Below are 11564 nucleotides of genomic sequence, written 5' to 3'. Positions count from 1 at the left end.
TCCGGCGCAGAAACTATAGCGGATGGCGACCCATACCTTATTCAGGCGGCATGTACCAATGCCGATATGGCCCGGCAGGCATGCCCATGCTGGCCGGGTCACCAAGGCTTGATCACGCCCCTGTAGCTGGCGTGACCGGTGCGGGAGGCGTTGTCGGCGGCGGGACTGTGCCGTCCTCATTGGTATCGGTGCCTTCGTCGGCAGGGCCGGGGGCGTCCTCGGCGTCATCGGTCAGGCCAGTGCCACCCTTGAGGATTTCGGTAACCTGTTCTTCGAGGTCAGGCGGCAGCATGGCGATCAGCGAATTGCCCATGCTTTGCAGATGCGGCAGGGTCTGGGACTGGGCGGCCCACGGGGGCAGGTTGCTGCCCAGGAGCCAGGTGCCGAAAATGGTGACGACGATGGCGATCAACACACCCCGCAGCACGCCGAACACAAAGCCCAGCGTACGGTCGATCGGTCCAACCCGGCTATCCACCACAAAGTCGGCAATCCGCATGGTGAGCAGATGCAGCACGATCAGGGAGATGATGAAGGTGCCAACCACGGTGGCGATATCGGCGACCACCTGTTCGGCGATATATTGCCGCGCGATCTCGGGGTGATATTGCCACATATAGATGGCAATCGCGGCCGAACCGGCCCAGGTGGCGAGTGACAAGACTTCGCGGGTCAGGCCGCGGGCTGTGGCCAGGATTGCTGAAATCAGCACCAGCACACCAACACCGACATCGAACGCTGTTAGCATAGTCTATTTGCCTGTTCTGCTTGTTGGGTCAGGTGCAACAAGCGCCTCGTTTAACTGCTTTAAGCTGAGATGCCAAGGGCAGGACCCGGGGGCGCGGCAGGATGTCCCCTGAAAGGCGCTGCTTAGTCGTCCTCGCCGGGATGGGCGGGCGCCTTGCCATTGGCGGCAATGCGCCCAACCAGTTCGGAGAGCACCGAGAATTCTGCGATGTCCAGCCCGCCATGCCGGTCATTGCTGGCGAGGCGCCCGGTGGAGGCCGACTTGAATCCAAGCTTATGGGCTTCGCGCAGGCGCAAGGAGCCGTGCACCACCGGCCGCACACCGCCGGCGAGCGAGATTTCGCCGAAATACACCGCATCCGCCGGCAGGGGCGAACCGGTGAGGGACGAGATCAGTGCGGCTGCCACAGCGAGGTCGGCCGCCGGTTCGTTGATCTTGAGCCCGCCCGCCACGTTCAAATAGATGTCGTTAGCGCCGATCCGCACGCCGCAGCGGGTTTCCAGCACCGCCAGCACCATGGAGAGGCGCGAGGAATCCCAGCCCACCACGGCCCGCCGGGGCGTACCCAAGGGGGAGGGCGACACCAAGGCCTGGATTTCAACCAGCAGCGGCCGAGTGCCTTCGAGCCCGGCGAACACGGCCGAGCCGGCGGCGCCTTCGTCGCGCTGATCCAGGAACAGCGCCGATGGATTGGCCACCTGTTCGAGCCCACGCTCGGTCATGGCGAAAACCCCGATCTCGTCGGTTGCGCCATAGCGGTTCTTGACGCCGCGCAGGATGCGGAAAGTGTGGCTGGTGTCGCCCTCGAAATAGAGCACGGCATCCACCATGTGCTCGACGACGCGTGGGCCGGCGATCTGGCCGTCCTTGGTCACATGGCCCACCAGCACCACGGCGGCGCCGCTTTTCTTGGCAAAGCGCGTCAGCGCCTGGGCGGAGGTGCGCACCTGGGTGACGGTGCCCGGCGCACTGTCGACGCGGTCGGTCCAGAGGGTCTGGATGGAGTCGATGATGACAAGATCGGGCGGCGGCCCGTTCTCGAGCGTGGCGAGAATGATCTCGACATTGGTTTCGGCCGCGAGCAACACTTCGGCTTCCCCCAGCCCCAGCCGCTGCGCGCGCAAGCGTACCTGCGCCACCGCTTCTTCGCCCGACACGTAAACGACGCGCTTGCCACGATTGGCAAGGGCCGCTGCCGATTGCAAGAGGAGCGTCGACTTGCCGATGCCGGGATCGCCGCCCACGAGCAGGGCCGAACCCATCACGAAGCCACCGCCGGTCACCCGGTCGAGTTCGGCAATGCCAGTGATGACGCGCGCCGCGGTTTCGGTTTCCCCCGAAAGGGGCACGAGATTGGTCGGCTTGCCGCCAGCCCTGGCCGATTTGGGTCCCGCGCCCACGCCGCTATCGGTAAGTTCCTCGACAATGGTGTTCCACTCGCCGCAAGCGTCGCAGCGGCCCTGCCAGCGGCTGGTGACCGCGCCGCAGGCCTGGCAGACAAAGGAAGAGCGCGATTTTGCCAAGTCAGTGATCCTTCTGCTCGCGGGCGCTGGCTCGTTCGGCCAGTCCTTTGAGTGTATTCCAGTTGCGGGCGGTGGCGGTGCCCGATCGCTTCTCGATCAGATCGGGAAGCTTGGGGCTAGCAGAGATCTGCCTGGTATAATCGACGATCAGGTCGTTGGCCTCGACATGCAATTGCTCCGGGCCGTTATATTGGGCGACCCAGCCGAAGTCCGGGCTGGGGTCCACAAAGAAATACACGCCCATCTGCCCGCCACGCTCCGCCGCCGCTTCGGGAAAGGGATTGCTGTCCACCAACTGGCGCACCTGCGCTGAGGTGCGCACCACGGCCACATTGCCGGGGCTCAAGCCCAAGCCGCGGACGATCTCGTTCATCCGGCGCTCCACCGCGGCTGGCGTATCGTCGCTGTGCACGATCATGTTGCCGGTGGCGATATAGGTCTGCGGCGCGGTAAAGCCGGCGGCCGCTACCGCATCGCGCCAGGCGGCCATGGACATGATCTTGTGCGTGACCGGACCGATGGCCCGCAGCAGGATCACATATACGCCCATCGCACCCTCTCGTTTCACCTCAGGCAATACGACAAGCACGACGGGGCGGCAAGAACAAAAGACGAACGCTAATCCTCGCCGACGCCGTCGCCGAGATATACCCGGTTGACCCTAGCCAGCCTCAGCGAAGTCAGCAATTCATAGCCGATCGTATTGCCGGCATCGGCCTGCTCGTCCACCGGCACATTGGCGCCCAGGATTTCCGCCGCTTCACCGGGAAGGGGCAGGTCGGAACCGAGCTCGGTGATGTCGACGACGGAAAGGTCCATCGAAATGCGCCCGATGATGGGGCAGAGCTTGCCGCGAATATAGGCCTTGGCGGTCTGCCGCGCCGTTGCCGAGGACAGCGAACGCAGCCAGCCATCGGCATAGCCGTGACCAAGGATCGCCAGACGGCTGTCGCGCGCCAGCGAATAATGGGCGCCGTAACCAACGGTTTCCCCGGTACGGGCTTCGCGCACCTGCAAGATGGGCACGTGCAGCGTTGCCACGGGCGCCATGGGGTTGCGGCGCCCGTTGACCGCGCGCCCGCCATAAAGGGCGATGCCAGGTCGTACCATCTGGAAATGATATTCGCGTCCGGTCATCAGCCCGGCCGAATTGGCAAGCGAGGCCGGGATATTGGGGAACTGGTTGAGCACGGAGCTGAATAGCGCCAGCTGGGTGCGGTTCTTTTCATGGTTGGGCTGGTCGGCACAGGCCAGGTGGCTCATCAGCATTTGCGGCTGATAACCAAGCGCCGCGGTGCGCTCGCGCACTTCCTCGGCCTCGTTGAGCCGAAAACCCAAGCGGTTCATGCCGGTATCGAAATGAAAAGCGCAAGGATAGGCCTCGTTGCGCTCCACGCATTTGGCCAGCCATTCCTCAAGCATAGGGATCGAGGAGATCACCGGCATCAGGTTTTGCCGCACGTAAAGATTGGCCGCCCCAGGGTAAAGCCCGTCCAGCACAAAGATATGGGCTTCGGGCAGGGCGGCGCGCACTGAAAGCGCCTCGTCAGGGGTTGCGGTGAAAAAGAATCGGGCGCCTGCCGCAAACAGGGCCTTGCTGGCTTGGGTGATGCCGGTGCCATAGGCGTCCGCTTTCACCACGGCGCCAGTCAGGGCTCCGGCGCTGACCTTGTCGAGGGCGCGCCAGTTACGGGCCAGCGCGCCAAGATCGATGCTCAACTGGCCGCCCAGGCCGGATTGCAGGGCCATGAATTATTCCATTCGCTCGGGGAGGTAATCGGCGCGAGCCAGATTGCCGAAGCGGGTATATTGCGCCTCAAACGATAGCTGCACCGTGCCGGTGGGGCCGTGGCGCTGCTTGGCGATGATCACTTCCGCCTTGCCATGCACCTTTTCCATCTCGCTTTGCCAGGCAATGTGCTCGGGCGTGCCCTCCTTGGGCTCCTTGTTCTTGAGATAGTATTCTTCGCGATACACAAACATCACCACGTCTGCGTCCTGCTCGATCGAGCCCGATTCGCGCAAGTCGGCGAGCTGGGGATGCTTGTCGTCGCGCGCTTCCACCTGACGGGACAGCTGGGACAGCGCGATGATGGGCACTTCCAGCTCCTTGGCCAGCGCCTTGAGCGTGGTGGTGATCTCGGTCAACTCCTGCACGCGGTTCTGGCTCGAGGATTTGGACGAGCCGGACAGCAGTTGCAAATAGTCGACGATCAAGAGGTCCAGACCCTTTTGCCGCTTCAGGCGCCGGGCGCGGGCCGCCATCTGCGCCACCGAGATGCCGCCGGTGTCGTCGATATAAAGCGGCACCCGGCTCATGGCATTGGACACATCCACCAGCTTGGAGAACTGGCTGTCATGGATACGGCCGCGGCGGATATCGGAGGAGGAGATTTCCGCCTGCTCGGCCAGAATACGGGTGGCAAGCTGTTCGGAGCTCATTTCAAGGCTGAAAAAGCCAACAATGCCGCCATCCACCGTGCGGTTGTGCCCGTCGGGGGTGACATCGCCCTTCCAGGCCTTGGCGACGTTATAGGCGATATTGGTCACGAGCGAGGTCTTGCCCATGGCGGGGCGGCCGGCCAGGATGATCAAGTCCGAGCGCTGCAACCCGCCCATCTGTCGGTCAAGGTCGTGCAGCGCGGTGGCAACGCCCGAAAGCCCACCGTCGCGCTGAAAGGCTTCGCCGGCCATCCGGATCGAGGCGGTGAGCGCAGCGCCAAAGGCCTGAAAGCCGCCGTCATAGCGGCCTTTTTCGGCGAGCTGGAACAACTCGCCCTCGACCTTTTCGATCTGCTGGTTCGGACTCATGTCGACGTCCGACTCATAGGCGACCGACACCATCTCCTCGCCCACGAGGATCAGGTTGCGGCGAATTGCGAGGTCATAGATCGCCCGCCCATAATCGGCGGCGTTGAGCACCGTGGTTGCTTCGGCCGCCAGCCGCGCCAGATATTGCGGCATGGTCATATCGGCGAGTAGCTGCTCGGGCAGGTGGCTCTTGATGGTGATCGGATCGGCCGATTTGCCGGCGCGGATGAACTTGCCGATCACCTCGTAGATTTCGCGGTGGATGGGCTCGTAGAAATGCACGGGCTCGAGAAAGTCCGAGACCCGGTAGAACGCTTCGTTGTTGACCAGGACCGCGCCCAGCAATGCCTGTTCGGCCTCCACATTGTGGGGCGCCAGACGAAGGGGCTTTTCTTCGGCGCGGGGGAAGTGCGCGATCTCTGCCATGCGGACCTCCTAAGGGATCGTTAACGCTTCTTAACCATGGCACGGAGCCGGGAGTCTCGCGCTACGCCACAAAGGTTAACGGCTGGCGAACAAGGCTGTGAACTATGGGCATAACGGGGATGGCGGGCGCGATTGCCTTGCTAGCGCGCGAACGCGGCAAGATGGGGGCGAATCGAAGCGCCTGGAAATAGCGAAAGGCCGGGCAGGGTGCCCGGCCTTTCACAAATTTGGGCAGAAGGTTTTTAGATCGAGTCGTCGAAACGATCGTCCTGGGCCGCATCGGCCTGGCCGGCGGCGAAATCGCCAGCCTCGTCATCGTCATACTGGGTGACGGTGAGGTCTTCACCAGCGACCTGGCGGCTTGCTTCGTCTTCCGAGCGAGCGACGTTGACGGTGATGGTGACCGCAACTTCGGCATGCAGGTTAAGCGCAACGGTGTGGATGCCAACCGACTTGATTGGGTCGGCAAGGTCCACCTGCGAGCGCTGTACGGTGTAGCCGTCGGTAGCCAGGGCCTCGACGATGTCGCGCGAAGCAACCGAGCCGTAGAGCTGGCCGGTTTCGCCGGCTTGGCGGATGATCACCACCACATGGCCATTGAGGCCTTCAGCGATCCCGGCAGCGGCGTTGCGGCGCTCTTCGTTGCGCTTTTCGATATGGGCGCGTTCGGCTTCGAACTTGGAGCGGTTGCCGGCAGTGGCGCGCAGGGCCTTGCCCTGGGGCAGCAGGTAGTTACGGGCGAACCCGTCCTTGACCGTCACTTCGTCGCCGATGGAGCCGGTGCGGCCGACGCGCTCGAGCAGGATAACTTTCATTGCAATTTCCTTGTGGCTGTCCCGTCTCATGGACGGTTAGGAGCCCCGGACCATCCGGAACCCCAGCGATGTGCCCCCAAAGGGGACACTGTGGCAGGCACTTACGCGGACAAAAAGCCGCTGGGACGAGTCGGATAGTGGTGATCTGCGAGAACCGGAGCGGAGCGTACTGAAGCACGTGAGCACCGGAAGCGCAGCAGATTGCCGCTAGCTGGCCGTCCCAGTGAGCTTATTGAACAGCGTAAGGCATGATGCCGATGAAGCGGGCCCGCTTGATCGCACGAGCCAGCTCACGCTGCTTGAGCGCCGAAACGGCGGTGATGCGCGAGGGAACGATCTTGCCGCGCTCGGATACATAGCGGCTGAGCAGACGCACGTCCTTGTAGTCGATCTTGGGAGCGCCTTCGCCCGAGAATGGGCAGGTCTTGCGCCGGCGCTGGAACGGACGGCGGGCCTGGGCGGTGGTAAGGTCTTTGATTGCCATAGCTTTGAGGTCCTTGAATTAGAAACGGCGGGGACGGCGTTCGCCGCCGAAGCCACCACGATCAGGACGGCCGCCATCGCGGTCGCCGCGGTCATCACGGTCGCGCTTCTGCATCATGGCCGACGGGCCTTCTTCCAGCTCGTCAACGCGCACGGTCATGAAGCGCAGGATGTCTTCATTGATGCGCATCTGGCGCTCCATCTCGGCAACGGCAGGAGCCGGAGCGTCGATGTTCATCAGCGTGTAATGGGCCTTGCGATTCTTGCGAATGCGGTAGGAGAGGCCCTTGAGGCCCCAATATTCATTCTTGGTGACCTTGCCGCCGCCAGAAGCGAGGACTTCGGTCAGAGCAGCGGTCAGCTCTTCAACCTGCTGCTGGGAAACGTCCTGGCGCGCCAGGAAGATATGCTCGTAAAGGGCCATTGATGCGCCTTCCTTTGTGGTTCAACACAGTGCACTTGCTGGCGCGGAGCCTCTTTGAAGCCGGGAACGGCGTCAAAGCAGTCTTGCAAAGAGCGGGAACACGGGAGGCCGGACTTGTTGGTCCTATCGGCGCAGGAGAAACCCCATGCACCAACCCTCCGTTCAGCCCCCGGCCAAACGAATGCTGCGGGTCACATAGGCCAAAGAGGGGCTTCGCACAAGGCTTTTCGGCCTGTTGGCTATTTTGGAACCGCCCGGCGGCTCAGGCTTTGCCATGGCGAGACCACTCAACGTTACCAGGAATTTTGTTTCGCATGAAAAAGCTGTTTGCCCCACTCGCGCTCCTTGCCACCCTTGGGCTTGTGGCCTGTGATGACGCGCCGGACCGGGAGCCTGCGGCAAGTGTTCAAACCAATCCCGATGGTTCGCGCACCTTGCAGCTCAACGTGCCCGAATCGCTGGCGCCCGCGGTTGACGCGATGGCCAACCCCCAGGCGACGATCGATAATCTGCGGTCGCGGGCTGGCACCATGACCGAGCAGATGCGGCGCGATGCGGTTGTCGCTGCTCGTCGCGCAGCCGAAGAAGGTGCTCGTGCCCTGGGGCAAACCGAAGCCGAGATCCGGCAGGCCGGTGACGTCGCCGAGCGCTCGGCCCGCCAGGCGGCTGGCCTCAACAACTAGATTGGATGGCCGGGGGCAGCGGCCAGTGCCTTGACTCTGCCACACACACCCGGCAAACGCCCCTCCCAAGAGGGAGCGGCGCCGCTCCCGAGCAACAAGGACGCCGTCAATGACCCGCTATGCATTCACCTTTCCCGGCCAGGGCAGCCAGGCAGTTGGCATGGGCAAGGATCTGGCCGCGAGCTTCCCCGAAGCGCGCGCCGTGTTCGGCGAGGTCGATGAGGCGCTGGGGCAGCGGTTATCAGCCATCATGTTCGAAGGTTCGGACGAGATGTTGCGCCTGACGGAAAACGCGCAGCCGGCGCTGATGGCGGTGAGCATTGCGGTGATGCGGGTGCTCGAAGCACGCGGCGTGCGCCTTGCCGATCACGCCGCCTATGTGGCGGGCCATTCGCTGGGCGAATATTCCGCCCTTTGCGCGGCGGGCACCTTTACTGTTGCCGATGCGGCGCGGCTGCTCAAGACGCGCGGGCAGGCCATGCAAAAGGCCGTTCCGGTCGGTCATGGCGCCATGGCGGCGCTGTTAGGCCTTGATCTCGAGACCGCCCGTGCCGTCGCGGCAGAAGCGGGCCAGGGCGAAATCTGCGATGTCGCCAATGACAATGCCCCCGGCCAGGTCGTGGTATCGGGTGCAGTCGCCGCCATCGAGCGCGCCGTTGAGCTGGCCAAGGCCAAAGGCGCCAAGCGTGCCCTGCTGCTGCCTGTCAGTGCCCCGTTCCATTGCGCCCTGATGCAGCCGGCCGCCGAGGCCATGCGCGAAGCGCTGGCCGAGGTGCAGATGCAGGCTCCCGTTGTGCCGCTGGTCGCCAATGTGCTGGCCGCGCCGATCAGCGATCCCGACGCGATCCGCCAGCGTCTCGTCGAGCAGGTGACCGGCGTCGTGCGCTGGACCGAAAGCGTGACCTGGCTCACCGGCGAGGGCGGGGTCACCCATCTGGCCGAGCTGGGTAGCGGCAAGGTGCTGACGGGCCTTGCCAAACGCATCAACCCTGAGGCTACTGCTGTGGCGGTCAACACGCCCGACGACATCGCCGCCTTCGCCGCGACGCTGTCCGCCTGATTCTTGTTGATCCCCTGTTTGATTATCTGCGGAGAGCTGTCCCATGTTTGATTTGACCGGCAAGCGCGCCCTCGTAACTGGCGCCAGCGGCGGCATCGGGCGCGAGATCGCCAAGGCGCTCGCCGCAGCGGGAGCCAAGGTGGCGCTGAGCGGCACCCGCCAGGGAGCGCTGGAGGATGTTGCCAAGGAAATCGGCGCCGACAGTCCGATCCTGCCGTGCAATCTCTCCAAGCTCGATGACGTCGACAAGCTCGTGCCGTCCGCGGAAGCGGCGCTGGGTGGGCTCGATATTTTGGTCAATAATGCCGGCATGACGCGCGACAACCTCTTCATGCGCATGAAGGACGAGGAGTGGGACGAGGTGATCGCGGTCAATCTCACCGCCGCCTTCCACCTCAACCGTGCCGTTTTGCGCGGCATGATGAAGCAGCGCTTTGGGCGCATCATCGGCATTTCGTCGGTCGTGGGTGTCATGGGCAATCCGGGGCAGGGCAATTATGCTGCCTCCAAGGCCGGCCTTATCGGCATGAACAAGGCACTTGCCCATGAAGTGGCTTCGCGCAACATCACGGTCAATTCAATCGCGCCGGGCTTTATCGCCTCGGCCATGACCGATGAGCTCAATGACAAGCAGCGCGAGGGGATTTTGTCGACCATCCCCGCCAATCGGCTGGGCACGCCCCAGGAAGTGGCGGCCTGCGCGGTGTTCCTCGCCAGCGATGCTGCGGCCTATGTCACCGGGCATACGCTGAACGTGAACGGCGGCATGGCGATGATCTAAATCGCCGGTGCTGCGTTAGGATAGGGCAGCGGGCGCCCCTATCGGCGCCACTGCAAGGACGGCCCCGTCCCGGGAAAAGCTGTGCTGGAAGCCGATATTCCGGTGTGGCAGCCCAAGACGGCGCTTGAAGATTTGGCTAGGCGCCAATAAGAAGCAACCGAAACTTCGATTTCGAAAAAGGGAAGTCAAATATGAGCGATGTCGCTGATCGGGTCCGCAAGATCGTTGTGGAACACCTCAATGTGGATGCTGAGAAGGTCGTCGAAAAGGCGAGCTTCATCGACGATCTGGGCGCCGACTCGCTCGATCAGGTCGAGCTGGTGATGGCGTTCGAGGAAGAATTCTCGGTCGAGATCCCGGACGATGCTGCTGAATCCATCCAGACTTTTGGTGACGCAGTTTCCTTCCTCACCAAGGCTGTCGGCTAAGGCCGGCGCACGATAGGCTCGACAATGGAAATGCGCCGCGTCGTCGTCACCGGTTTGGGTCTCGTCACACCTCTGGGCTGTGGCGTAGAAGCAACCTGGGCCAATCTTCTGGCTGGTAAGAGCGGCGCCAAACGCATCGACGATTTCCAGGTCGACGACATCGCCTGCCAGATCGCTCATCGCTTGCCGCTCGGCCCCTATGCCGAGGGCAAGTATGATCCCGACGACTGGATGGACGTCAAGGAACAGCGCAAGGTTGATCCTTTCATCGTCTATGCCATGGCCGCGGCAACGCAGGCCATCCAGGACGCGGGTGTCGAGCCCAAGACCCAGGAAGATCAGGAACGCACCGGCGTTCTGATCGGCTCTGGCATTGGCGGGGTCGGCGGCATCTATGATGCCTCCATCACGCTGCACGAAAAAGGTCCGCGCCGGATCAGCCCGTTCTTTATCCCGGGCCGCTTGATCAACCTGGCTTCCGGCCATGTTTCGATCCGTTTTGGCCTCAAGGGTCCCAACCATTCCGTGGTTACCGCCTGCTCCACCGGCGCGCATGCCATTGGCGATGCGGCCCGGCTGATTGCACTCGGCGATGCCGATGTGATGGTCGCCGGCGGCGCCGAAAGCTGCGTTAACCGGCTGGCTCTCGCCGGTTTTTCGGCTGCACGGGCCCTGTCCACTGGATTCAACGATAATCCGGAAGCCGCTTCCCGGCCTTATGACAAGGATCGCGACGGCTTTGTCATGGGCGAAGGCGCCGGCATTGTCGTGCTCGAGGACTATGAGCGCGCCAAGGCGCGTGGCGCCAAGATCTATGGCGAAGTGGTTGGTTATGGGCTTTCTGGCGATGCCTATCACATCACGGCTCCCTCGCCCGATGGCGATGGCGGGTTCCGCGCTATGAGCGCGGCGATCAAGCGCGCCGGCATCAGCCCCGCCGAGATCGACTACATCAACGCCCACGGCACCTCGACCCCGCTCGGCGACGAAATCGAACTGGGCGCCGTCATGCGCGTCATGGGCGATGCGGCCGCCGGGGCGGTTATGAGCTCCACCAAATCGGCCATCGGTCACCTCCTGGGCGCTGCCGGCTCGGTTGAGGCCATCTTCTGCCTCCTGGCCATGCGTGACAGCATTGCTCCGGCAACGCTGAACCTCGACAATCCGTCGGTGGAAACCAGCATGGACCTGGTGCCCAAGACACCGCGCAAGAAAGAGATCAATGTGGCGCTGTCCAATTCCTTCGGGTTTGGCGGCACCAATGCGACTCTGGTGATGCGCAAGGCCGATTAAGGGACGACTCTCCCGCGCAGGGTAGCCAGCGCCCATGCGCTGGTTTGCACCGCACGCGCGAGCCATGCCACAGTTTTGTGCCATTGCGA

At 63.2% G+C, this 11564-nt stretch carries 13 protein-coding genes; 5 read left to right on the top strand and 8 right to left on the bottom strand.

Annotation, left to right across the window (positions count from 1 at the left end; genetic code table 11):
- Window positions 1–112 precede the first annotated feature (112 nt).
- From AC3YOG_RS16540 to rpsF, 8 genes are all read right to left on the bottom strand, one after another.
- Complete coding sequence (locus AC3YOG_RS16540) at window positions 113–748, bottom strand: CvpA family protein (RefSeq protein ID WP_489935860.1); 636 nt, start codon at window positions 746–748, stop codon at window positions 113–115.
- Between the two features lie 122 nt (window positions 749–870).
- Window positions 871–2271: a DNA repair protein RadA gene (gene radA / locus AC3YOG_RS16535; protein ID WP_172125368.1), complete on the bottom strand. Its 1401-nt coding sequence runs from the start codon at window positions 2269–2271 to the stop codon at window positions 871–873.
- Window position 2272: 1 nt separating this feature from the next.
- Window positions 2273–2821: a DUF1697 domain-containing protein gene (locus AC3YOG_RS16530; protein ID WP_489935859.1), complete on the bottom strand. Its 549-nt coding sequence runs from the start codon at window positions 2819–2821 to the stop codon at window positions 2273–2275.
- Window positions 2822–2889: 68 nt separating this feature from the next.
- Window positions 2890–4020, bottom strand: a complete 1131-nt coding sequence (gene alr, locus AC3YOG_RS16525; protein ID WP_489935858.1) for an alanine racemase — start codon at window positions 4018–4020, stop codon at window positions 2890–2892.
- Window positions 4021–4023: 3 nt separating this feature from the next.
- Window positions 4024–5508 carry a replicative DNA helicase gene (locus tag AC3YOG_RS16520; protein ID WP_127754337.1) on the bottom strand — a complete coding sequence of 495 codons (1485 nt, stop codon included), beginning with the start codon at window positions 5506–5508 and terminating at the stop codon, window positions 4024–4026.
- A gap of 242 nt (window positions 5509–5750) precedes the next feature.
- On the bottom strand, window positions 5751–6323 hold the full coding sequence (gene rplI, locus AC3YOG_RS16515) for a 50S ribosomal protein L9 (protein ID WP_127754336.1): 573 nt from the start codon (window positions 6321–6323) through the stop codon (window positions 5751–5753).
- A 229-nt stretch (window positions 6324–6552) separates the two neighbouring features.
- Window positions 6553–6807 (bottom strand): 30S ribosomal protein S18, encoded by a 255-nt coding sequence (gene rpsR, locus AC3YOG_RS16510; RefSeq protein ID WP_035100429.1) that lies wholly within the window; start codon window positions 6805–6807, stop codon window positions 6553–6555.
- An 18-nt stretch (window positions 6808–6825) separates the two neighbouring features.
- Complete coding sequence (gene rpsF, locus AC3YOG_RS16505; RefSeq protein ID WP_127754335.1) at window positions 6826–7230, bottom strand: 30S ribosomal protein S6; 405 nt, start codon at window positions 7228–7230, stop codon at window positions 6826–6828.
- 314 nt (window positions 7231–7544) lie between these two features.
- Between rpsF and AC3YOG_RS16500 the strand changes: the two genes are divergently transcribed.
- The 5 genes from AC3YOG_RS16500 (at window position 7545) to fabF (ending at window position 11475) form a co-directional block, all read left to right on the top strand.
- Window positions 7545–7913, top strand: coding sequence for a hypothetical protein (locus tag AC3YOG_RS16500; protein ID WP_127754334.1), 369 nt, complete (start codon window positions 7545–7547; stop codon window positions 7911–7913).
- A 109-nt stretch (window positions 7914–8022) separates the two neighbouring features.
- Entirely contained in the window at window positions 8023–8973 is a 951-nt protein-coding gene (fabD, locus tag AC3YOG_RS16495; RefSeq protein ID WP_489935857.1) for an ACP S-malonyltransferase, read from the top strand.
- A 43-nt stretch (window positions 8974–9016) separates the two neighbouring features.
- The gene (gene fabG / locus AC3YOG_RS16490; protein ID WP_489935856.1) at window positions 9017–9754 is read left to right on the top strand and encodes a 3-oxoacyl-[acyl-carrier-protein] reductase; all 738 of its coding nucleotides are present in this window, start codon (window positions 9017–9019) and stop codon (window positions 9752–9754) included.
- A 191-nt stretch (window positions 9755–9945) separates the two neighbouring features.
- Window positions 9946–10182, top strand: coding sequence for an acyl carrier protein (locus tag AC3YOG_RS16485; protein ID WP_035100440.1), 237 nt, complete (start codon window positions 9946–9948; stop codon window positions 10180–10182).
- Between the two features lie 30 nt (window positions 10183–10212).
- The gene (gene fabF, locus AC3YOG_RS16480; protein ID WP_127755321.1) at window positions 10213–11475 is read left to right on the top strand and encodes a beta-ketoacyl-ACP synthase II; all 1263 of its coding nucleotides are present in this window, start codon (window positions 10213–10215) and stop codon (window positions 11473–11475) included.
- The last annotated feature ends 89 nt before the right edge of the window (window positions 11476–11564 follow it).

This window comes from Devosia sp. Z6_126 (assembly GCF_058133495.1).
Note: the sequence above shows the minus strand (reverse complement) of the source record. Positions and strands in the feature narration are given on the sequence as shown.

Excerpts from the sequence above, each read along its gene's own strand:
- AC3YOG_RS16485 (WP_035100440.1), top strand. The coding sequence starts at position 9,946 with ATGAGCGATGTCGCTGATCGGGTCCGCAAGATCGTTGTGGAACACCTC.
- rpsR (WP_035100429.1), bottom strand. The coding sequence starts at position 6,807 with ATGGCAATCAAAGACCTTACCACCGCCCAGGCCCGCCGTCCGTTCCAG.
- alr (WP_489935858.1), bottom strand. The coding sequence starts at position 4,020 with ATGGCCCTGCAATCCGGCCTGGGCGGCCAGTTGAGCATCGATCTTGGC.
- fabF (WP_127755321.1), top strand. The coding sequence starts at position 10,213 with ATGCGCCGCGTCGTCGTCACCGGTTTGGGTCTCGTCACACCTCTGGGC.
- rpsF (WP_127754335.1), bottom strand. The coding sequence starts at position 7,230 with ATGGCCCTTTACGAGCATATCTTCCTGGCGCGCCAGGACGTTTCCCAG.
- fabG (WP_489935856.1), top strand. The coding sequence starts at position 9,017 with ATGTTTGATTTGACCGGCAAGCGCGCCCTCGTAACTGGCGCCAGCGGC.
- AC3YOG_RS16540 (WP_489935860.1), bottom strand. The coding sequence starts at position 748 with ATGCTAACAGCGTTCGATGTCGGTGTTGGTGTGCTGGTGCTGATTTCA.
- AC3YOG_RS16500 (WP_127754334.1), top strand. The coding sequence starts at position 7,545 with ATGAAAAAGCTGTTTGCCCCACTCGCGCTCCTTGCCACCCTTGGGCTT.
- rplI (WP_127754336.1), bottom strand. The coding sequence starts at position 6,323 with ATGAAAGTTATCCTGCTCGAGCGCGTCGGCCGCACCGGCTCCATCGGC.
- AC3YOG_RS16530 (WP_489935859.1), bottom strand. The coding sequence starts at position 2,821 with ATGGGCGTATATGTGATCCTGCTGCGGGCCATCGGTCCGGTCACGCAC.
- AC3YOG_RS16520 (WP_127754337.1), bottom strand. The coding sequence starts at position 5,508 with ATGGCAGAGATCGCGCACTTCCCCCGCGCCGAAGAAAAGCCCCTTCGT.
- fabD (WP_489935857.1), top strand. The coding sequence starts at position 8,023 with ATGACCCGCTATGCATTCACCTTTCCCGGCCAGGGCAGCCAGGCAGTT.